The sequence below is a fragment of the Mesorhizobium sp. M0830 genome (assembly GCF_040319965.1).
In the GTDB taxonomy this organism is placed as follows: domain Bacteria; phylum Pseudomonadota; class Alphaproteobacteria; order Rhizobiales; family Rhizobiaceae; genus Mesorhizobium.
The window spans coordinates 33,731-54,726 of sequence record NZ_JAMYOR010000043.1 but is presented as its reverse complement, the minus strand read 5'-3'; the positions used below and the strand labels follow the sequence as shown (position 1 = coordinate 54,726).

The following is a 20,996-nucleotide window of genomic DNA, read 5'->3' as shown; positions in this document are numbered from 1 at the left end:
GCGTTCGAGATCTCTATCCATTCAGGCGTCTGCGGCACGGCAAAAGCGTGCTTGGCCTCTTCCTGGAAGGCGGTGAGAACCTCCTTCTTGTAAGGATCGTTTTCGGCCTGCTTCAAGTCCCAGTCCCACACGGCCGTGCGGGTCGGTAGCGGACCTGCGGCAGCCTCGAGCTTCTGGCTGTCCTCGTTGGTCAGCCACCATACCAGCGAGGCCGCGGCCTCCTTATTCGGGCAATTCTCGGTCACCGAGAAACCATGGAAGCCGGACCAGCCGGTGCGCTTGCCAGAAGAACCCTTCGGCGCAACCTTGACGCCGACATTGCCGGCGACTTTCGACGACTTCGGGTCATTGAAGAAGCCGGCCCAGCCCGGCCAGTCCAAGTTGATGGCGACGGTGCCCGAAGCAAAGCCCTGGCCGAGATCGTCCCAGAGATAATTGGTGGTTCCGGCCGGCACGGCCTTGGCCTTGTAGAGGTTGACGAACCAGTCGAGCGCCCGGATGCCGGCTTCTGAATTGAAGACGGGCTTGCCGTCCTTGTCGAGATACTCGCCACCCTCGGCAATGACCATCTCGTAGAAGCGGCCGTTGATCGCCTCTTCCTTGCCGGCGAACTGCGTGCCGTAGAAATTTGGCGGGTTGGCGAAGAATTCGGCCTGGTCGGTGCCTTCCTTCCAGGTGTCCGGCGGCACCAGGTCATAGCCGTATTTCGCCTTGAACTTGGTCTTGTTGTCGGCATTCTCGTAGAGGCTCTTCTGGTAGTAGAGCGCCGAAACGTCGAACTGCGCGCGCGGCAGCATCTCCAGCTTGCCGTCGATCGTCGCCGAGGTGATCGTCGACGGCACGAAGGCGTCGATCTCTTCCTTGGGCAACAATTTGCCGAGGTCGGTGTAGAGGCTCGTATACTGCGGCGCGAACGACGAATGGTTCCAGCCGACGCACCAGTTGGTGCTGCCCGAGGCGATGTCGGACTTGAGCTCCTTGTCGATGTCGAAGCCGTTCTTCTTGGTCAGGATGTTGACCTTGGCGCCGGTGGCCTTTTCCCATTCGGGAATGCGCTCGTAGAGTTTTTCATATTGCTGGCCGCCGATCAGTTTCACGTCGACGGTCACACCTTCGAACTTGCCGGGCAGGTCGCCGGCAAGGGCCGTGCCTGCAGCTGAGGCAAGCAACAATGCGCCGGCGGAAACGCCGGAAAGCAGTCTGTTCATTGGTATCCTCCCTTGGTACCGCCTCAGCGGCGACCGCAACTCGTCTGATGACAAGAAGTCCTACATTCATATACAAACAAAACATTCACGAGTACGTCAAGACGAAATTTGTTTCCGCCAGCCGTGTTCCTGCGTATATGAAGGATGAAATTCACTGGAGGGATGAGTCATGGACGATAGCGAAGACGAGCGCTACCGCGCGCCGGCGCTCGACAAGGGACTCGATATTCTCGAACTGCTGGCGGGCGTCGACGGTGGTCTGACGCAGGCCGAAATCGCCAAGAAACTCGACCGCAGCCCAAACGAATTCTACCGCATGCTGGATCGGCTGGTGCGGCGCGGCTACGTTACGCGGCTCGACGGCGACCGCTATTCGCTGACGCTCAAACTGTTCGGACTGGCGCAATTGCACGCGCCCGTCCGGCGGCTGGTTTCCTACGCCACACCGCTGATGCGCGAATTGGCCGAGACATCGCAGCAGGCCAACCAACTTGTTGTTTTTGATCGCGGTTCCGCCGTCGTCATCGGCCAGCAAGAGGCACCGAACTACTGGGGGATTTCGATCCGGGTCGGCTCGCATATCAGCCTGTTCGACACTGGTTCGGGACATGTGCTGCTCGCCTTCCGCTCACCGGAAGAGCGTCAGATGATGATTTCGGAACACGTCCGCAGCACCGACAAGACGGCGCAGTCGGCCGAGTTCTTCACCCGGCTCGACCAGATCCGCGACCGCGGTTACGAGATGATGGCCTCGATGCAGACCGCCGGGGTCTTCAACCTCTCCGCTCCGGTGCGCAGTTCCGATGGCAAGGCGATCGCCGCGCTATCGATTCCCTATATCACCGTGGTCAACGCGCCGTCGGCACCAGACATTACCCGGACGATCGAGTTGTTGCTGGCAACATGTCAAAAGCTGTCGCACCTCGCGGGCTCGGCAGTCGGCTCATCGGCGTGAATTCTTATTTGAATGAAGAATTCCTCCGTGAGATGATCTGAAACAGCCACGAGGAGGAGCCCGTCATGATCATCGACACCCATTTGCATCTCATCGATCGCTCAGCCTTGCGCTATCCCTGGCTGTCAGGCGTGCCGGCGCTCAACCGCGATTTCTCCTATGAGGAATATTCCGTGGAGGCGCAGCGTGTCGGCATCGGGCGTGTGCTGCATATGGAGGTCGATGTCGACCCGGCCGAAATCGAGGCTGAGACCCTTCGGGTCGAAGGGCTGGCACGGCAACCCGGCAGCATGCTGGCTGGAGCGATCGCAGCCTGCCGCCCCGAAGAGGCGGAGTTTCCGGCTTATCTTGAAAGGCAGCGAGCAAATCCGTTCGTCAAAGGCTTCCGCCGAGTCCTCCATGTCGTGCCGGATGATCTCTCGGAAGGCGTACTCTTTCGTGAGAACATCAAGCGGCTTGGCGGCACCGGCCTGACCTTCGATCTCGTCGTGCTGCCGCACCAGATCCCGAAAGCGATCGCGTTGGCCGACCTGGCGCCGGATGTCCAGTTCGTTCTCGACCATTGTGGCGTGCCCGACATCAAGGGTGGAACCGAGCATCCGTGGCGCGAGCACATGAGTGAGATCGCGCGGCGCCCGAATGTCATGGCCAAGATTTCCGGTGTTGTTGCCTATGCCGATCCGGGCAGCTGGACGGCTGAGACGCTGCGGCCCTATGTCGAGCACACAATCGGCGCGTTCGGCTGGGACCGTGTCGTCTGGGGCAGCGACTGGCCGGTCTGCACGCTTGGCGGCGGCCTTTCGACCTGGGTGGCGGCGACCCACGCGCTGCTTTCGGGCTGCAGCATTGCCGAACGCGACAGGCTGTTGTTCGCGAATGCCCGCAAACTGTGGCGGCTCGACTAGACCAGTTCGCTTACGCTTTAGAGGTATCGCTTGATGCCGGAAGAGTCTCCCGGAACAGGCGATTGAGATCGGCAATGACCTCGGCGGCTTTGTGCCGCGAGGCCATTCCGGAAAGAATGCGATCGGACGCCGCCTGCTGGAACGCCATATAGCCGTCATGGCGCGGCCGCACCCACGCACCCTCCAGCGTCGCGCGCGTGTCCCGATAGAAATTGCCTGTCGCTTCATTGACGGCCCGGTCCTCCCAGGCCGCTGCATGGCCGGGCTGCCCGCCAGCGGCGGCATAGGGACCGCGCTGGACCTCGCCGCTTGCCACCCAGTAGGCGAAGGCGATCGCGGCATCCTTCGCTTCGGCAAAGGCCGATACGGCTATGCCGGTGCCACCAAGCGCCGAACCGATCGGACCGCTGGAGCCGACGACCGGGATGTCGGCGAACGCCAGCCGGTTCGCGCGAAAACCAGACATTGCATAGGAAACATAGCCGTAGATCAGCGGTGCACAGATGATGCGGGAGCCGGCCTCCGCCATGCGTTCCGAAACTGCGATCGGATCCATCTCGAAGCAGGCGGGGCCGACCAGTGCGGCTATCTCGCGCATCGTCTCGAAGACTTCGCCGCCGGCGTCGGCATCGATGAGATCGCCGGACGGGTCCGTTGCGCAAGGGCGGCCAAAATTGCCGGCGAGCGTGTAGAACGCCATCAGCACGTGAGGCGGGCGCAATGGCAGCAGCACCCGGCCTTGGCGGGCTAGATCGAGCACATCGCTCCAGCGCGCCGGCGGCGCGTCGAGCGCGTCCGGCCGCCAGGCCTGGACCTGGCTGGCCGCATCGATCGGGAAAGCCCATTGCCGCCCCTGCCAGTTGTAGCTCGTATATGACCGGCCGACGCTGCCCGAGGCAAGTGCTGCAAGTTCCGCCTCGCGGCCAGCGACATCCAGCGGCTCGAGGCAGCGCTCCAAAGTGATCTGGCCGACATGCGGATGATCGATGACGATGAGATCATAGGCGCGCGCCAATTCCTCGACGGGGAAGGATTCGAAATCCTGCAGCGAGCGCTTGTCCCATTCGATGGTGATGCCGGTCTTCTGCTTCCACAGCGACGAGCAGGCGACCATAGGATCGTAGCCGCGCGGATGGCTCCAGGTCATGCCCTTGAGCGTGGGCACGCTCACAGGCCGAACTCCTCGCGGATTGCCGCACTGTGCTCGCCGATGCGAGGCGCTGCCCGATCGACCTTGGCTCTGACGCCATCGACCCGGAGCGGCGAACTGGTGGTCAGGATCGAGACATTATCCTCGCGCGTCACCGTCTGCAGAATATCGAGCGACTGGAAGCCCTCGCTCGCCAGCATCTCCGGCCAGGTCAGCACCTTGGCGCACCAGATGTCGGCCGGCTCGAGGACATCAAGCCACTCGTCGACGGTTTTAGTGGCTATCCGTTGCGCAATAATCGCCTTGATGTCGTCGCGCGCGGTGAACCAGGATGCAGGCAGGTCACGATAGGGCGCCAGCTCGTTAAGTGACAGCAGGTCGGCGAGCTTGGGGATCGGCGTCATGGCGATGGCGAGATAGCCGTCCTTGGCCGGGTAGACGCCATAGGGCGCCGACAGATAGGCATGTGCACTGCGGAAGCTGGAGCGGCGTGGCAAACGCCGGCCGTCGTTGAGATGCGTGGTCAGTACCTCGAACTGGAAGTCGACCAGCGCCTCCAGCAGGCTTGTCTCGATATGGCTGCCCTGGCCAGTGATGCCACGTCGCACCAGTGCCGCCAGAACGCCTTGCGCGCAGGCAGCACCGGCCAGCATGTCGCCGATGGCAAGGCCGAACGGCACCGGCCCCTGGTCTTCGTCTCCATTGAGCCACATCACGCCGGAACGCGCCTGCGCCAGCAGGTCCTGGCCCGGACGCTTGACCCAAGGGCCGTCCTCGCCATAGCCACTGATCGAGGCGTAGACCAGCCGCGGATTGAGCTTGCGAACGGCCTCGTAATCCAAGCCAAGCCGCTCGATGACGCCGGGCCGGAAATTCTGGATCAGCACGTCGGCCTTGGCCAAAAGCCCGCGCAGCGCCTCGAGATCCGCCTCGTTCTTCAGGTCGACGGCAAAACTTTCCTTGGCCCTGTTGATAGCGTGGAAGATGGTGGAATCGCCGCCGATCTCGGTGTCACTGAGATAGAGCCGTCGCGAGAGATCGCCGCCATCTGGACGCTCGATCTTGATCACGCGGGCGCCGAGGTCGAGCAGCCTCAACGAGCAGTATGGGCCCGACAGGAATTGGCTCATGTCCACGACAATGAGACCGGCAAGCGGCAATTCGGCTGCTGCCGGCATTGCTATTTCTCCGTCTTGCCGACGAAGTCGGCCGGGTTGCGGTACTTCACCGTCTGCAGATGCTCGCAATAGAGAACGAGCTCGCCTTCGCCCTTGAACACTTCGTAGCTGGCGCGGATCAGCCCCATTTCCTTGTAGCGGGGCTTCTTGTCGAGGTTGGTGCGGATCGAATAGATCGTATCGTCGATGAAGACAGGCTTTATGAAGCGCAGCTTGTCGTAGCCATAGGAAAATGCATTGACGCAGTTGGTCGCGACCAGCCCGAGCCCGGCCGAGAAGACAAAGGCGCCGGCGATCAGCCGCTTGCCGAAAATGCCTTCGGTCTCGGCAAACATCTGGTCCTGCACATAGGGGTGAATGTCGAGCACCAGCGTGTTGAACAAATGGCTGTCGCCTTCCGCCATGGTACGCCGCAACGAGCGGATTTTCTGGCCGACCGGCCAGTCCTCATAGAACCAGTTCTCGGCATTCCACACCGGCAGCGCGGCATGCTCCTCGGGCATGTTCTTAGGATGCGTCGAGGCGACACCGACGCTGGCCGCGAAGTCGTTCATGGCCGGCTCCGCCAGTCGTGCCGAAGATCTCGCGCAACCGTTTGAACACGCGTCAAGCCGCCTGATTGCACGACATCTCCTCCCGTCAATCTTCTTTTGTAAATATTCTTTTCACATGTGGGATTGCGATGCAAGCGCGAAGAGGCGAAATTTGGCCGCTCCCGCGCGCCGAAGCGGCGCGGGGAGGGGAGCAATTCATGCGGCAAAGATTGTCAGGTATTTGTCGGCAGCCTGGACCGCGAGGCGCTGAGCGATACCGGGCACGTTACCCCCATCGGCACGCGGCTGTCCGTTGGTGCGCCAAGCGCCCGCAAGCAGCCGCCTCGGACACAGCTCAAGCCTGTTGTATTGCCGACAGCTTCCAGTTCGAGCCATTCTCGCGCACGAACGTCCACAACTCGGTCGTCTCTGTCGGGTGGTCACCGTCGCCCTCGACGACCTTGCCGCTGGCCCGCTCGCGCGTCACGTCACGAGACTCGTAGCGCAATGCGGCCGTGGCATAGTCGCGGTCATCCTCGCGCCAGCTTTCCGCAATGTCGGCCTGCAGCAAAGTGATGTCCGTCACCTCGTTCCTGAGACCTTTCCGGGCATTGGCGGCCAGCTCTTCCGAGAGATAGGACACCATCTCGGGGGTCGTCGCCCGGCGCAGAGCGGCATGGTCCTCGCGCCCGAAGGCTTCCTGAACATCGGTCAACAACTGCTGGAATGTGTCGAGGTCGGTCTGGGCCAGCGTGATCTCCTCGGAACCGGTGTCCGCAGAGCCTCCCGAACCGCCGCCAAAGCCGGGAATCGTGAAAGGGCGCGCAGTCTGTTGCTGTGTCGTTGCGCGATTCTCAAACCGCGACGCCTGGGCATTGTCGGCACCGGCGAGCGCATGGGCGGGACCGCGCGCGGATTGCGACCGGAAGAACCTGAGAGCCAGCATGATTGCGCCACCGATGAGCAGGGCCTGAAGCAGGAAACCGAACATGCCGGCCAGTCCGCCGAAGCCTTGGCCCACGAGCAGGCCGATCAGGCCGCCGAGCAGCAGGCCACGCATCATTGTCCCACCGAAGCCGCTCATGAAGCCGGGCCTCTGCATGCCGGCCTGCGGCTGCCGGGCCGCGTTGTTCACACCGGTACTGGGCGTCATCGAACGCTCGACCGGTGCGGTCGGCGCCGGTGCGGTTCTGGTCGGCGGTGCCGATTGGAACGTGCGCATGCCACGACTGCCGAAACTGCCGCCGCGACGGGCCTCGGCATGATCCATCGCGACCATGGAAAATGCGAGGAACAGTCCTGCAACGAGGGCTGCAAATCGGCTTGTGCGCGAAATCATCGGGATGGACCTTTGTCGATGCGGTTTTGAAGTTTTCAGCAAACGCCGGCCCGGGGTATCGGGCGTGGTGCGGTCAATCGAACAACTCTTCGAAAAATGATTTCTTCCGCTTCGGATAGCGGTGGCCCTGCGAGCGGGAATAATCGTCATCGCGCCCTTGGCCATGTTGCGGCTGGGAGAATGCTGCCGGCTGCGGCGCGGGCGAAGCCTCCCTGCCGGAACGCTCGATTATCTTGTCGAGTTCGCCTCGATCAAGCCAGACGCCGCGGCACTGCGGACAGTAATCGATTTCGATACCCTGGCGTTCGCTCATCACGAGCGCGACGCGACAGGAGGGGCAAATCATACCAAGGACGGAAGATGTCATGTGGGGCTCCAAACCAAAAGTATTTGAGCCCGCTTGACCGAAAGGAATGGAACGGGCCCGTTAAAGCGGTCCGACATCACAATCGCCAAAAGCGACTGTCAGAGGGGCCCGGCCCGCACGGCACAGTTAGGAGGGCAGAGTCCCGCCTTCAAGAGCGATGCTGCTGGCAATGGTGATTTGTTCGCCATCTCTGCTCAAACAGTCACCACGATCTTGCCGAACTGCTCGTTCGATTCCAGGTAGCGATGCGCTTCGACGATCTGGTCGAACGCAAAGGTCCTGTCGATGATCGGCCTCAGCGTTCCGCTCTCCAGACCGTCTAGGATGAACGCCTTGGCCGCTTCCAGTTTCGCCGGGTCGCCGGTGATCTCATGGACGAGGTAGCCGCGCAGCGTCAGCGTCTTGCCCAACACTGCGCCCAAAGGGAGCGGCGTCGGCTCGCGGCTGAGGCCACCATATTCGATGAGGATGCCACCGCGTGCCATTGCCGCCGTCAGCGGCTCGAAAACCGGGCCGCCGATCGCGTCGAAGACGACGCGCACGCCTTGCTGCCCTGCGATCTCATTCAGCCGTGCCGACAGATCCTCCTCGACCGAGACCACGACATGCGACGCACCGGCGTTGAGCAGCGCCTGCTTCTTGGCTGACGTTCGCGTCACCGCGATCACGGTCGCGCCGACCCTGTTGGCGATCTGGATCGCGGCAAGGCCGACACTGCTCGATGCAGCGGTGATGACGACGATATCTCCGCTGTGCAGGCTAGCGATCTCGATCAGCGCCCCATAAGCGGTCAGATACTGCATCCAGACCGCCGCTGCTGTCCGCCAGTCGAGCGATGGCGGGTGCTTGACGACGAGATTGGCGGGATAGGTGACCAACTCGCCATAGGCCGGCCAGCGGATCATTGATTGCGGTGGGATGACACCGACGCTGTCGCCGGGCATAAAGTCGTTCACGCCTTCACCCACCGCCTCGACAACACCCGCCGCCTCGAGGCCAAGCCCCGAGGGCAGCGTCGGCGTCTCGATATAAGCACCGGCGCGCAGCAGTGCCTCGGCGCGATTGAGACCAAGCGCTTTGACGCGGATTTGAACTTCGCCGGGACCCAGTCCGGGAAGCTCGATATCCTCGATGCGCAGAACCTCGGGGCCTCCATGCCGGTGAAAGCGAACTACGCGTGCCATTCGGTATACTCCAAATTATCTGAACCGAATGAGCTATGCAGCTAGGTTGGCCGAGGATAAATGGCTGCAAAGGAGAACAGTAGAAAGCAGGAGTTCCGAATATGGGTAGGCTTGAGAGCATGGCCGTGTTCGTCAGGGCTGTCGACCTCGGCTCGTTCGCAGCCGCGGCGGTCGCACTCGATCTGTCCGGACCGATGGTTGGCAAGCATGTCCGGTTTCTTGAGGAACGGTTGGGCGTGCGTCTGCTCAACCGGACCACGCGCAGGCAGAGCCTGACCGATTTCGGACGCGCATACTATGAACGCTGCCGCGTGGTGCTGGCCGAAGCCGACGCCGCCGACGCGCTAGCCGCCGACCAGCTTGCGGAGCCGCGTGGAAAATTGCGTGTCACCATGCCGGCGCATTTCGGCCGCCACTGCGTGACGCCCGTACTGCTGCAATTGGCGCGGCAGTATCCAATGCTGGAACTGGATCTGTCGCTCAGCGACCGCTTCGCCGACCTCGCCGAGGACGGCTACGATCTTGCCATCCGCACCGGTGCCCTCGACGACAAGGCGGGCGTGATCGCCCGTCGCGTCGCGCGCCAGGGCATGGTCGTCTGCGCCGCACCCGCTTATCTCCAACGTCACGGCGAACCGCGGCGCATCGAGGATCTCGTCGACCATCAAGCGATTGTCTACCGCCGGCTCGGCCAGATCGTTCAACCGTGGCTGTTTGCGCACGAGGGGCAACTCACGCAAGAGATCACGCCGGCCGGCCGGCTGCGTCTCGACGATCTCGATGCCATCGCCGACGCGGCTGCCGAGGGCATGGGGGTCGCCTGGCTGCCCTACTGGCTGGTGCGTAACCGCATCCGGGCCGGCGCGCTGGTGGCGCTGTTGCCGGATGAGACGCGCTTTCTCTACGACTGCTACGCGCTTTGGCTGCAGACGCCGCATTTGCCACTGAAGGTGCGGCTGGCCGTCGATGCACTGGCCGCCGCCTTGCCGAAATCGATGGCCTGATCAGGCCCTAGCATCGTGTCTGCATGGGCAAGTGGGTACGGGCAAAAATGCGATCGCCGATACCGGCGGCCTGACCTCGCGGTTCGGTGAGCAAGTCGTGCCCCCCTCTGATATTCGCTCTTGGCCAGAACGTCGGGTCGTCTGAGACGGTGCGGTGATGCCCGTGACGCCGACCGAAAACGCGCAGCCCAGACTGATGCAGACGTGATTGGGGCCAACCAGGTCGGCAAGACATCCGATGTGATCGGGCCAGATGTCCGACCCGGATTTGATCGCACCTGAGTTTATGAAACAGCGCAAAAAATCATTTTACCGAGCCAAACGCCTTGTGCAATGTGGGGATAGAGGATCGAAATCGTGCCATTCGTCACCATCGGCGGCATCACGCTGCACCATCGCCACATCAAGGCGACCGGCAATGTGCGCCCGATCATATTCATCAATTCGCTGGGCACCGACTTCAGGATCTGGGACGACATTGTCTCGGCGCTTGATGGTGAAATGCCGCTGCTGGTCTATGACAAGCGCGGCCATGGGCTTTCCGATATTGGCGACATCAGTTCGATCGACGATCATGTCGATGACCTCTCAGGCCTCATCGATCATTTCGGATTGAGCAAGGTCGTGCTGTGCGGCATGTCGGTCGGCGGCCTGATCGCGCAAGGCTTCTATCGCAGGCGCCCAGAAATGGTCGAAGGCCTGATCCTGTGCGACACGGCCCATAAGATCGGCACCGCCGAAAGCTGGAACGCACGCATCGCGGCGGTCAAAAGCAAAGGCATTCAGGAGATTGCCGGCGCGGTGCTCAAAACGTGGTTCACGCCGGCCTTCCACGCGCTGCGTCACCCTGACCTGAACGGTTATTGGAACATGATGACCCGGCAGGCGCTTGCCGGTTATATCGGGACTTGCGCGGCCGTTCGCGATGCGGATTTCACCGACAGCGCGCGGCGCATCGCGGTACCGACGCTCTGCGTCGCCGGCGACCAGGATGGCTCGACGCCTCCCGATCTCGTCCGATCCCTGGCCGACCTTATCCCCGGCGCGCGCTTCGAAATCATCGGCGACGCAGCGCACATTTCTTGTGTTGAACAGCCAGAGGCACTGGTCGCCCTGATCCGCGATTTTATCGCATCGCTTGCCTTCGGAGCCGAAACCGATGGATGAAGTCCCCGTCAACGAAGCCAGATATCGCACCGATCTCGCGGTGCGCCGCTCGGTGCTAGGCGATGGCCATGTTGACCGCGCCGAGGTCGCCGCCACCGATTTCGACCGGCCTTTCCAGGATCTGATCACCGAGGCGGCCTGGGGAACCGTGTGGGCGCGGCCGGGCTTCACCAAGCGCGGACGTTCGATTGTCACGCTGGCGCTGCTGGCCGCACTCGGCCATGATGAGGAGGTGGCCATGCATGTGCGCGCCACCGTCAACACCGGTGCCTCGCGCGACGATATCTGCGAAGCTTTCCTGCATGTCGCCATCTATGCCGGCGTGCCGGCCGCCAACCGTGCCTTCAAAATCGCCAAGGATGTGTTTTCGGAAATGGACGGAGCCAAGAATGCCCGCTAAGTCCGGCTCGAACCGGAGGCCCGAGACCGGCGCCTTCTTTCAGCGCGACCGGACATGGCATCCGCCGGCCCTGACGCCGAACTACAAGACTTCGGTGCTGCGCTCGCCGCAGAAGGCGCCGCTCGCTTTCGACAACACACTGTCGGAAATAACAGGTCCTGTCTTCGGCCACGCCATGCTGGGCGAACTCGACGCCGACCTGATCCACAATTTCGCCGGACCCGGCGAGAGCGCTATCGGCGAACGCATCATCGTCTACGGGCGGGTGCTCGACGAGCGCGGCGTCGGCGTGCCCGGCGCGCTGCTCGAATTCTGGCAGGCCAATGCCGGTGGCCGTTATCGCCACAAGAAGGATGGCTACCTGGCGCCGCTCGACCCGAATTTCGGCGGCTGCGGCCGTGCCATATCAGGCGAGGATGGCGGCTATGCGTTGCGCACCGTCAAGCCCGGTCCCTATCCCTGGCCGAACGGGCCGAACGACTGGCGGCCCTCGCACATCCATTTCTCGATCTTTGGCCATGGCTTCGCGCAGCGGCTGGTCACGCAGATGTATTTCGAGGGCGACCCGCTGATCTGGCAGTGCCCGATCGCGCGCGGCATCCCTGACAAGGCAGCCGTCGAGACGCTGATCGCCGCGCTCGACATGCAAGCGACAATCCCCTTTGATGCGCGCGCCTACAAGTTCGACATCGTGCTGCGCGGGCGGCGCTCATCGCTGTTCGAAAACCGGCTGGAGGGCAATTGATGGCCCAGTCGCTCGACCGGCTGAAGGAGAGCCCCTCGCAGACCACGGGACCATACGTCCATATTGGGCTGACGCCTAATTTCTGCGGCATCGGTGGCGTCTATGCGAGCGACCTTGGCGCCACCATGGTCAACGACAAGACCAAGGGTGAGCGCATCGGTCTTCGAATCCGGGTGCTCGACGGCACCGGCACGCCGCTCAAGGATGCGCTGATCGAGATCTGGCAAGCGGATGCGGACGGGCTTTACAACTCGGCGGTCGAGTTGCGCGGTGCTGCAGATCCGAATTTCTTCGGCTGGGGCCGCTGCCCGACCGACATGGATACCGGCCTGTGCACGTTCGAGACGATCAAGCCGGGCCAGGTGCCGTTCAGGGATGGCAGCCTGATGGCGCCGCACATCACGCTCTGGATCGTCGCGCGCGGCATCAACCTCGGCCTCCACACACGGCTCTATTTTTCCGACGAGGAAAAGGCCAATGCCGGGGATGCGATCCTGGCACGAATCGAGCCCCGCGTCCGCGTGCCGACGCTGATCGCCGAGCGCCAGGGCGATATTTATGTGTTCGACGTCCATCTCCAGGGGGAGAAGGAAACGGTCTTCTTCGACAGCTAGGAGATCCGCGCCATGACCGTATCGCCCTTCGATCATCCGCTGCTCTCCGCGCTCCTTGGCGACGACGAGGCATCAAGGCATTTTTCGGTCGAGGCGGAAATCGAGGCCATGCTGGCGTTCGAGCGCGCATTGGCCGAAGCGGAAGCCGAAAGCAGGATCATCACCAGGGATGCGGCGGCAGCGATCGTGACGGCACTGGCCTCTTTCCGGCCGGATACCGCCTTGCTGAGGGCCGCTGTTGCCAAAGACGGCGTCATGGTGCCGGAACTGGTACGCCAGATCAGAGCGGCAGTCGGGAAACCGCATGGCGATTTTATTCATTTCGGCGCGACCAGCCAGGACGTCATCGACACCGGCCTTGTGCTCCGGCTGAAGTCCGTCGTCGAGCATCTTGGGCTGCTGCTGACCGAGACCATCATCCGGCTCATCTCATTGGAGGAGCGCTTCGGGGGCAGGGCGCTGACCGGCATGACCCGCATGCAACCCGCGATCCCCATTCATATCGCGGATCGCGTTGCGGCGTGGCGGGCACCTCTGCAGCGACATCAGGAAGGACTGTCGGGACGGTCCAGACGTTTGCTGGTGGTGCAGTTTGGCGGCGCTGCCGGCACGTTGGAAAAGCTTGGCGATAAAGGGCCGGCGGTACGCGCGGCCATTGCTGAAAAGCTCGGCCTTGGCGACGCCCCGCAATGGCAGAGCCAGCGTGACGCGGTTGCCGACTTTGCCGGCTGGCTGTCGTTGGTGACGGGCAGCCTTGGCAAGTTCGGCCAGGACATCGCGCTGATGGCGCAGGGTGGAACCGAGATCGAACTGTCGGGTGGCGGCGGCTCGTCTGCCATGCCGCACAAGCAGAACCCGGTGAAGGCCGAAGCGCTGGTGGCGCTGGCCCGCTTCAATGCCACGCAGCTTTCCGGCATGCATCAGTCGCTTGTGCACGAGCAGGAGCGCTCAGGCGCCGCATGGACGCTGGAGTGGCTGCTGTTGCCGCAGATGGTCGTCGCCACCGCCGCGTCGCTGCGGCTTGCCGCCGAACTCGCCGCACAGGTCGAAAGTCTCGGCCACTGATGCGCAGCCAGGTCGTTATCATCGGTTCGGGACCGTCCGGCCTGCTGCTCGGCCAGCTGTTGGCCGGCATCGGCGTCGAGACGATCATTCTGGAACGCGCAACCCGCGAGCACGTGCTTGGCCGCGTCCGCGCCGGCGTGCTCGAACAAGGCACTGTCGAATTGCTGGAGGAAGCGGGTGCTGCGGCACGGCTGCACGCCGAGGGACTGCTGCATTCCGGCATCTCGCTCGCCTTCGACGGACGCCTGCACCGCATCGACCTTACCGCCCTCACCGGCGGCAAGCATGTCACCGTCTACGGCCAGACCGAAGTTACGCACGATTTGATGGACAAGCGCGACGCGGCAGGACTGGCCACGATCTATGAGGCGGCCGATGTCGCGCTGCACGATTTCGATTGTGAGGCACCTTTCGTCACCTATGACAGGGACGGCGCCACGCATCGTATCGACTGCGACTTCATCGCCGGCTGTGACGGCTATCACGGCATCAGCCGCAAATCTGTACCGGCGGGTGCGCTGAAGACCTTCGAGCGGCACTATCCGTTCGGCTGGCTCGGCGTGCTGGCCGAAGTGCCGCCGGCCGATCGTGAACTGGTCTATGCCAATCACGAGCGAGGTTTCGCGCTTTGCTCGATGCGCTCGACGCATCGCAGCCGCTACTATGTGCAGTGTCCGCAAGACGATCGCGTCGAGGCGTGGTCCGACGACCGCTTCTGGGACGAGTTGCGCCGTCGCTTGCCGGAACAGACGGCGGCAAATGTCATTACCGGCCCATCCTTTGAGAAGTCGATCGCACCGCTGCGCTCTTTCGTTGCCGAGCCGCTGCGCTTCAACAGGCTTTTCCTGGTCGGTGACGCCGCCCACATCGTGCCGCCGACCGGTGCCAAGGGCCTGAACCTTGCCGCCAGCGACGTGCGCTATCTCTTCGCCAGTCTTCGCGACTTCTACGTCGAGAAATCACACGCTGGCATCGACGCCTATTCCGGCAAGGCGCTGGCGCGGGTCTGGAAGGCAGTGCGCTTCTCCTGGTGGATGACCACAATGCTGCACCGTTTTCCCGACACAGGCGAGTTCGGCCAGCGCATCCAGGAGGCTGAACTCGACTACCTCGTGCAGTCGGGTGCCGCTTCGACCGCGCTCGCCGAGAATTATGTCGGCCTGCCTTACTGAGGTCTACGGATCATCGGGCGCCTTGCTGCCTGGCAAAATCCAACAGGATCGGGTGCTGCCCCTTGAGGATCTTCACCTCGGCCTCGGGCAAGGTGAACCAGCCCGCTCTGTCGATTTCCGGGAACTCCTTCAGGAATCCTGACTTTGGCGGCCATTCGATGGTGAAGATGTTGCTCTTGATGGCCGCCACATCGATGTCGACGGTCGGTTCGACAGACCAGGCCACGACGATCTTTCCGCCCGGTTGCCTGTAGTCGCCGAGGCGGGTGAAGGAGCCGTCGATCCTGACGCCGATCTCTTCCTCGGTTTCGCGTTGCGCTGCCGCCAACTCATCCTCGTTCTCGCCGACGAGGCCCTTCGGTATCGACCACGCACCGTCGTCTTTCTTCGTCCAGAACGGCCCGCCCGGATGAACCAGCAACACCCTGAGATCGCCGTCGCTACGGCGATAGATCAGCAATCCAGCACTGCGTTTTGCCATTGTGATGCGTCCGTTTGCGATGTTGGCAACGAAGACCTGCATTCTATCGACTGTGCGTGATCGTTGGTTCGAACCTTGCTTCACAGCATTGCGACGCTATGTCAGTTGCATCTGCATTGCGCCTCACCCACGAGTTCGGCAATCTGATAAATCGCTTATTTGGCGGCTCGAAGGCTAGGTGACGATGCAACTCGGTCTTATTGGCTACTACAGCGACTTCGCGGTCTATCCGCTGGTTATCGCCGTGCTGGCAGTGGCCGGGCTGCTTGAGGCCGGCGAAGAGGGTGCGCCAGGCTGGATAGGCACTGTCCTCGTCTGTCTCTTCCTTTGGACGCTGACCGAGTACGTGCTTCACAGGTTCATCCTTCATCACATTCCCTACATCAAGGACTTGCACGAGCGTCATCATGTCGAGGAGCGCAGTTCTGTGGGCACTCCGACCTGGCTCAGCCTCGGTGTGCATGCGCTGGTCGCGTTTGTGCCCGTCTGGATGGCCTCAGGTTTCGCAACCGCAAGTGCTGTAAGTTGCGGGCTGATGCTGGGGTACCTCTGGTACATCAGCATCCATCACATGGTTCATCACTGGCATCCCAGCCATCCGAGCTATCTCTACACCCTCAAGCGCCGCCACGCCGTGCATCATCACATCGACGAATCGGCCAATTTCGGTGTCACGTCGGCATTTTGGGATCGGCTCTTCGGCACGGCGCGGCTCTGATCCTCGGTTCTCCCCTTCAACGCCGCTTTCCGCGACTGCTGGGAGACCTGGCCCCGCGCGGCCCGCTCTGAACCGGCGTGTTGTGCTGGTTTTCGTCGGACAGTTTGCGCCAGCGGGCAAGACGCTCCGGATCGAGCGTCCCGGATTTCAAGGCAGCCTGCACCGCGCAGCCCGGTTCATGCACATGCGTACAGTCGCGGAACTTGCAGAGCGGGGCGAGTTCGGTGATTTCAGCAAACAGCGTGTCGATGCCGGAGGCGACATCACTGACGTGCAATGTCCGCATGCCGGGCGTGTCGATCACCCAGCCGCCGCCGGCGATGGCGTGCAACGATCGCGACGTGGTGGTGTGGCGTCCTTTGGAATCGTGTTCGCGAATGCCCCCGGTCTGTTGCGGCGATTGCTGCGCCGGTCCGGCAAGCGTGTTGACCAGCGTCGATTTGCCGACGCCGGAGGAACCGATCAACGCCACCGTCTGGCCGACACCGCACCAGACAGCCAAGGCGGTTGCCGCATCTGAGGTGCGGGGATTCAGGATCACGACCGGCAGTTCACGCTGCAACGCGGCAGCCTGCCTTTCATACGCTTCGGCATCCTCAGCGGTATCGGCCTTGGTCAGCAGGATCACAGGCGTCGTTCCGGCCTCGTTGGCCAGTGCCAGATAGCGCTCGAGCCGGGCGGGATTGAAGTCGGCATTGCACGAGGTGACGATGAACAGCGTGTCGACATTGGCTGCGGCAAGCTGTGGCACCCTGCCGCCCTGGGTGCGGCGCTCGAGCACCGTCTTGCGGGTCAGGCGGCGTTGCACAAGCTGGTCATGCGCGTCGACGAGCACCCAGTCGCCGACGGCATAATCGCCGGTGTTCGCCTGCGCCGGCAGTGTCAGATCGACTGGCCCTGCCTGCGACAGGCCGGTCAGGCGGTCGCGATGGACCGTGGCGATGCGCGTCGGGACGAGATTGGCTTCGCCGGGCTCGAACTGGTCGCCGAAGAAATCCGTCCAGCCCAGGCTGGCGAGCGATGGTGTGGAGTGACCCGTCAAGGCTTTGACCGAGGCGTCGCAGACATGGACAGTATCCCTGGCAAAATTGAAAGTGAGGCGGACCACAATCTCGGGTGGGCTGTGTATGGGCGGCGTGGCGGCATTTGGCAAGCAGGGCCGATGCCGTGGCCGATCAGCGCCGTAGCCGGCGGTCAGTCCGTCGCGCTGCCCAATGCCACACTTTCCATCCCGAACCCTTTGTCTCCGGTTTTAAAGCGTCCATAAATAATTAACGCGCGCAATATTTCTGCTTTGTATTGAGAAGTGTGAAAACTTGACTGAATAAGTTCGGTCAAGCATTGCTGCTTCCGGTCAACGGACGCATGTGGTAGCGGCTCGTCCGGTCGGCAATGACGGTAAGGAGATCAGGATTATCGATGGCGGAGAAGACTCACCGCACGATGGATGACTTCGCCCAGGCATGCGGCGTGTCCCGACCGACTTTGTCCAAATATTTCGACGACCCGGCAAGCGTCAAGCCGGCGACGCGGGCGCGTATCGAAGCCGCACTGCGCTCCTCGGATTATCAGCCGAACCTTTTCGCGCGCAACCTCAACCGCAAGCGCACACGAAACATCGGCATCATCGTGCCGACGATCACCGATCCGTTCTACGCCGAGATGGTCAGCCGCATCGAATTTCGCTGCCGCGACGAAGGCTACTGGCCGATCGTCATCTCCTCGCATGGCTCGCCGAAGCTGGAGGTGGAGTCGGTCAGGACGCTGCTGTCACTGAAGGTGGCGGGCGCGATCATCGCCCCGCTGGGGCTGGCCTCCGACCGCGGCGTTTTCGACAAGCTTGGACAGGACATTCCGGTCGTCTATTTCGACACCTATATCGAGGGCGATACGCCGTTCGTCGGCAATGACAACCGGCAGAGCGTGTCGACCATCGTCGATTATCTCTGCCGCTCCGGTGAGCCGCCAGCCTATCTCGACATTCCGCATGTCAACCACAACTCCGGCGAACGCCAGCAAAGCTATATCGTCGCGATGGAAACCGCCGGGTTCAAGCCGGTCGTCATCGAGGCTGCGCGCGACTACACCTGGGACTTCGAACGCATTGGCTACGAGCAGATGGAAAGAATGCTGGAGACCGGCACCTTGCCCGGCCGTACCATCCTGTGCGCCAATGATCGTCTCGCCTTTGGCGTGATGGCTGCCGCGTACTCGCGCGGCCTGAAGGTCGGCCGCAGGCCCGACTGCGATCTGCGCCTTGCCGCGCATGACGATCATCCGCTGAGCCGCTACACCTGTCCGGCGCTGACCACCATGGCGCAGGATTTCACCGCCATGGCCGGGCGCAGCGTCGAGATCCTGCTGGCTCTGCTGGACGAGGCCGATCCGCCAAAGCAGGGCCTGGCGCGCACGGTCAAGCTCGGCGCGACGCTGGTGATGCGTCAGTCGGCCTGAGCGTTGGTCGTCGGCGAATTCCTCTCGAACTGGCGCCAGGCCGCCACCGCCTCGGCTACCGCTTGTCGGGCCCCAGGTATATGGCGTCCCATCGAGACGAAGCCGTGGATCTGGCCCGGCCATTGCCGCAGAATTAGTGGCACGCCTTCGCTTTGCAGGCGCGCGGCATAGGCTGTCCCTTCGTCGGCCAGGATGTCGTAGCCGGCAAGCGCCACGAAAGCCGGCGCGACGCCGGTGAGGTCAGGGGCCAGCAGGGGCGAGACGCGCCAATCCAGCATGTCGTCGGGCGTTCGCACATAGTGGTCGCGGAACCAGGCCATGGTGCTTGCGGTAAGACCGAAGCCGTCGCCGAAGCGCCGATAGCTGTCTGCCACCTGGCGGGCGTCGGTGTTGGGATAGATCAGGATCTGCGCCGCAACGGGCGGCGCCAATCCATCGCGGGCGAGCAGCGCCAGCACGGCGGCGAGATTGCCGCCGGCACTATCGCCGGCCACGCCGATGCGCGCCTTATCGATGCCGAGGCCGGCGGCATTCTCCGCCATGAAGCGCAGCGTTGCCAGCCCATCTTCCAGCCCGGCGGGGAATTTGTGTTCCGGCGCCAGGCGATAGTCGGGACAGACAATGACGGCGTTGCCGAGGTTGGCCAGCCAGCGGCAGATCTCGTCATGCGAATCCAGATTGCCGATCACCCAGCCGCCGCCATGCAGATAGAGCAGCGCCGGTGCCCCGTTGGGTAGTGCGCCGATGCCGCGATGGATGCGCACGGCAATCGGGCTGTTCGGCCCCTCGATCTGCTGTTCCAAGGTCGTTGCTACCGGCTCGTGCTCGCCCTGCAGCGTCGGGAACGAAGCATTGTAAGCGGCGCGCGCCGCCGCCACGCTGCCGGTCTCGAACGGTTCGCCGCCGGCTGCGCGGCCGATTTCGAGGACGCGCAGCGCATCCGGGTCGAGCATCATCGTCACATCCTCAGGCGAGCAGACTGCTTGCTTCCTCTTCGGTCAACAGGGCCGGCTGGACGACATCGCCCGCGATGGCGATCGAGTCCTGTGTCTCGCCGGAACGCAGGATCGCCTCCATGATCTCAAGCACATGCAGCGCAAGACTGCCTGAGGCGCGCGGCGTGCTGCCGGTCTGAAGCGAACGCACCAGATCTGCGACGCCGAGCATGCGGTAATTGGCGCGATCGGGCGCTGAATAGGGCCAGTTGCGGTCGCCGTAGAGCTCGCCTTCGCTGGCGAAATCCTTCCACTCTGTGCCGCGTTCCGACAACGACACGGTGCCGCCGAACGTGTCGGGGTCGGGCAGGCGCAGCGAGCCTTCGGTGCCGTGCAGTTCGATCGGGTGGTTGGAGTGGCGAAAAACATCCCACGAGGCGCCGAAGGTGACGGTCGCACCGGAGCGGAATTCGAGCAGCGACAAAACGTTGGTCGGCGTGCCGACCTTGAATGTGGTGTTCTTGAACGGCCCGTCGGCTGATATCAGCCGTTCCTCCTGGCCGCGTGTTGCCATCGCCATGACACGCTCGACCGGACCAAGCAGATTGACCAGCATGGTCAGGTAATAGGGGCCCATGTCGAACACCGGCCCACCGCCGGGCTGGTAGTAGAATTGCGGGTTGGGATGCCAGTGCTCCATGCCGCGCCCCATCATGAAGGCGGTGCCGGTGACAGGGCGGCCGATGGCACCCTCGTCCATCAGCCGGCGGGCGCGGCGTCCGGCGGCACCCAGGAAGGTGTCGGGCGCCGAGCCGAGCAGCAGGCCGCGCGATCTCGCCTCGTTGACCAGACGCTGTCCATCGGCGGCCGAGGTGGCGAGCGGCTTTTCGGTGAAGACGTGCTTACCGGCCGAAAGCGCGGCAAGTGAAATTTCGAAATGCGCCGCCGGAATGGTCAGGTTGAGGACAAGATCGATCTCGGGGTCGGCCAGCAGCGCATCGACACCAAGTGCCTGGATGACATATTCCTTCGCTCGCATCGCCGCCATGTCAGCCGAGATATCGGCGCAGGCGCGCAATTCGATCCCGCCGAAGAGAGCGGCATTGCGCAGATAGGTCATCGAGATATTGCCGCATCCGATGACGCCGATCCCGAGTTTCGTCGTTGATTTTCCGTGCATTTCCGATCGTACCTCCCAATGCGGTCATTGTCTGCCGGCCCCGCCTAACCGGTAACGTGATCGCCTAGGATCGGGCTATATAGCATTTCAAATATTGACGCGCGTAAAACTTTTATACAACATACGAAAACGCTGGCTCGATATCGGGAGGCTGCCAGCCCTAGGAGGAGAAGATGACAGACATGAAAAACGGCCAACCGCCGGTACTAAGGCTGTGGGTCATGTGCGCATTTAGATATTTC

At 62.7% G+C, this 20,996-nt stretch carries 23 protein-coding genes; 11 read left to right on the top strand and 12 right to left on the bottom strand.

The window, feature by feature from the left end; translation table 11 throughout:
- Positions 1-1,208 (bottom strand): ABC transporter substrate-binding protein (locus NKI20_RS23010; RefSeq protein WP_352834615.1); only part of this gene is annotated, 1,208 nt, incomplete at its 3' end.
- A gap of 169 nt (positions 1,209-1,377) precedes the next feature.
- Between NKI20_RS23010 and NKI20_RS23005 the strand changes: the two genes are divergently transcribed.
- Together NKI20_RS23005 and NKI20_RS23000 are read left to right on the top strand one after the other, a co-directional pair.
- Entirely contained in the window at positions 1,378-2,163 is a 786-nt protein-coding gene (locus NKI20_RS23005) for an IclR family transcriptional regulator (protein ID WP_023756698.1), read from the top strand.
- 65 nt (positions 2,164-2,228) lie between these two features.
- Complete coding sequence (locus tag NKI20_RS23000; RefSeq protein WP_352834611.1) at positions 2,229-3,068, top strand: amidohydrolase family protein; 840 nt, start codon at positions 2,229-2,231, stop codon at positions 3,066-3,068.
- A 10-nt stretch (positions 3,069-3,078) separates the two neighbouring features.
- On the opposite strand, the gene NKI20_RS22995 is transcribed toward NKI20_RS23000, so the two are convergent.
- The 6 genes from NKI20_RS22995 to NKI20_RS22970 form a co-directional block, all read right to left on the bottom strand.
- Positions 3,079-4,239: an extracellular solute-binding protein gene (locus NKI20_RS22995; RefSeq protein WP_352834609.1), complete on the bottom strand. Its 1,161-nt coding sequence runs from the start codon at positions 4,237-4,239 to the stop codon at positions 3,079-3,081.
- Positions 4,236-5,396 carry a CaiB/BaiF CoA transferase family protein gene (locus NKI20_RS22990; RefSeq protein WP_352834606.1) on the bottom strand — a complete coding sequence of 387 codons (1,161 nt, stop codon included), beginning with the start codon at positions 5,394-5,396 and terminating at the stop codon, positions 4,236-4,238. The genes NKI20_RS22995 and NKI20_RS22990 overlap by 4 nt, the downstream gene beginning before the upstream one ends.
- A gap of 2 nt (positions 5,397-5,398) precedes the next feature.
- Complete coding sequence (locus NKI20_RS22985; RefSeq protein WP_352834603.1) at positions 5,399-5,950, bottom strand: MaoC family dehydratase; 552 nt, start codon at positions 5,948-5,950, stop codon at positions 5,399-5,401.
- A 334-nt stretch (positions 5,951-6,284) separates the two neighbouring features.
- Positions 6,285-7,268, bottom strand: coding sequence for a Tim44 domain-containing protein (locus tag NKI20_RS22980; protein WP_352834600.1), 984 nt, complete (start codon positions 7,266-7,268; stop codon positions 6,285-6,287).
- A gap of 73 nt (positions 7,269-7,341) precedes the next feature.
- A complete protein-coding gene (locus NKI20_RS22975) occupies positions 7,342-7,635 on the bottom strand; it encodes a TFIIB-type zinc ribbon-containing protein (RefSeq protein WP_352834597.1) in 294 nt (97 codons plus the stop codon).
- Between the two features lie 194 nt (positions 7,636-7,829).
- Positions 7,830-8,819: a zinc-dependent alcohol dehydrogenase family protein gene (locus tag NKI20_RS22970; RefSeq protein ID WP_352834594.1), complete on the bottom strand. Its 990-nt coding sequence runs from the start codon at positions 8,817-8,819 to the stop codon at positions 7,830-7,832.
- Positions 8,820-8,920: 101 nt separating this feature from the next.
- Between NKI20_RS22970 and NKI20_RS22965 the strand changes: the two genes are divergently transcribed.
- From NKI20_RS22965 to pobA, 7 genes are all read left to right on the top strand, one after another.
- The gene (locus tag NKI20_RS22965) at positions 8,921-9,823 is read left to right on the top strand and encodes a LysR family transcriptional regulator (RefSeq protein WP_352834591.1); all 903 of its coding nucleotides are present in this window, start codon (positions 8,921-8,923) and stop codon (positions 9,821-9,823) included.
- Between the two features lie 357 nt (positions 9,824-10,180).
- Positions 10,181-10,990, top strand: coding sequence for a 3-oxoadipate enol-lactonase (pcaD, locus tag NKI20_RS22960; RefSeq protein ID WP_352834588.1), 810 nt, complete (start codon positions 10,181-10,183; stop codon positions 10,988-10,990).
- Positions 10,983-11,390 (top strand): 4-carboxymuconolactone decarboxylase, encoded by a 408-nt coding sequence (gene pcaC / locus NKI20_RS22955; RefSeq protein ID WP_352834584.1) that lies wholly within the window; start codon positions 10,983-10,985, stop codon positions 11,388-11,390. Before pcaD ends, pcaC begins: the two co-directional genes overlap by 8 nt.
- Positions 11,380-12,135, top strand: a complete 756-nt coding sequence (gene pcaH / locus NKI20_RS22950; RefSeq protein ID WP_352726143.1) for a protocatechuate 3,4-dioxygenase subunit beta — start codon at positions 11,380-11,382, stop codon at positions 12,133-12,135. The genes pcaC and pcaH overlap by 11 nt, the downstream gene beginning before the upstream one ends.
- Positions 12,135-12,749, top strand: a complete 615-nt coding sequence (pcaG, locus tag NKI20_RS22945; protein ID WP_352834581.1) for a protocatechuate 3,4-dioxygenase subunit alpha — start codon at positions 12,135-12,137, stop codon at positions 12,747-12,749. The genes pcaH and pcaG overlap by 1 nt, the downstream gene beginning before the upstream one ends.
- Positions 12,750-12,761: 12 nt before the next feature.
- Positions 12,762-13,814, top strand: coding sequence for a 3-carboxy-cis,cis-muconate cycloisomerase (locus NKI20_RS22940; RefSeq protein WP_352834578.1), 1,053 nt, complete (start codon positions 12,762-12,764; stop codon positions 13,812-13,814).
- A complete protein-coding gene (pobA, locus tag NKI20_RS22935) occupies positions 13,814-14,986 on the top strand; it encodes a 4-hydroxybenzoate 3-monooxygenase (RefSeq protein ID WP_352834575.1) in 1,173 nt (390 codons plus the stop codon). The genes NKI20_RS22940 and pobA overlap by 1 nt, the downstream gene beginning before the upstream one ends.
- 10 nt (positions 14,987-14,996) lie before the next feature.
- On the opposite strand, the gene NKI20_RS22930 is transcribed toward pobA, so the two are convergent.
- The gene (locus NKI20_RS22930; protein WP_352834573.1) at positions 14,997-15,467 is read right to left on the bottom strand and encodes an NUDIX hydrolase; all 471 of its coding nucleotides are present in this window, start codon (positions 15,465-15,467) and stop codon (positions 14,997-14,999) included.
- A gap of 184 nt (positions 15,468-15,651) precedes the next feature.
- Here NKI20_RS22930 and NKI20_RS22925 point away from each other — a divergent pair, with 184 nt between their 5' ends.
- Positions 15,652-16,185, top strand: a complete 534-nt coding sequence (locus NKI20_RS22925; RefSeq protein ID WP_352834570.1) for a sterol desaturase family protein — start codon at positions 15,652-15,654, stop codon at positions 16,183-16,185.
- 16 nt (positions 16,186-16,201) lie between these two features.
- Here the strand turns inward: NKI20_RS22925 and rsgA are convergent, their stop codons facing one another.
- Together rsgA and NKI20_RS22915 are read right to left on the bottom strand one after the other, a co-directional pair.
- Positions 16,202-17,227: a ribosome small subunit-dependent GTPase A gene (gene rsgA / locus NKI20_RS22920; protein WP_352834620.1), complete on the bottom strand. Its 1,026-nt coding sequence runs from the start codon at positions 17,225-17,227 to the stop codon at positions 16,202-16,204.
- A 152-nt stretch (positions 17,228-17,379) separates the two neighbouring features.
- Positions 17,380-17,523, bottom strand: a complete 144-nt coding sequence (locus NKI20_RS22915; protein ID WP_352834566.1) for a hypothetical protein — start codon at positions 17,521-17,523, stop codon at positions 17,380-17,382.
- An 81-nt stretch (positions 17,524-17,604) separates the two neighbouring features.
- Between NKI20_RS22915 and NKI20_RS22910 the strand changes: the two genes are divergently transcribed.
- Complete coding sequence (locus NKI20_RS22910; protein ID WP_352834564.1) at positions 17,605-18,639, top strand: LacI family DNA-binding transcriptional regulator; 1,035 nt, start codon at positions 17,605-17,607, stop codon at positions 18,637-18,639.
- On the opposite strand, the gene NKI20_RS22905 is transcribed toward NKI20_RS22910, so the two are convergent.
- Positions 18,627-19,595, bottom strand: coding sequence for an alpha/beta hydrolase (locus NKI20_RS22905; protein ID WP_352834561.1), 969 nt, complete (start codon positions 19,593-19,595; stop codon positions 18,627-18,629). The genes NKI20_RS22910 and NKI20_RS22905 overlap by 13 nt on opposite strands.
- 10 nt (positions 19,596-19,605) lie before the next feature.
- The gene (locus NKI20_RS22900; RefSeq protein ID WP_352834558.1) at positions 19,606-20,754 is read right to left on the bottom strand and encodes a Gfo/Idh/MocA family protein; all 1,149 of its coding nucleotides are present in this window, start codon (positions 20,752-20,754) and stop codon (positions 19,606-19,608) included.
- Between the last annotated feature and the right edge of the window lie 242 nt (positions 20,755-20,996).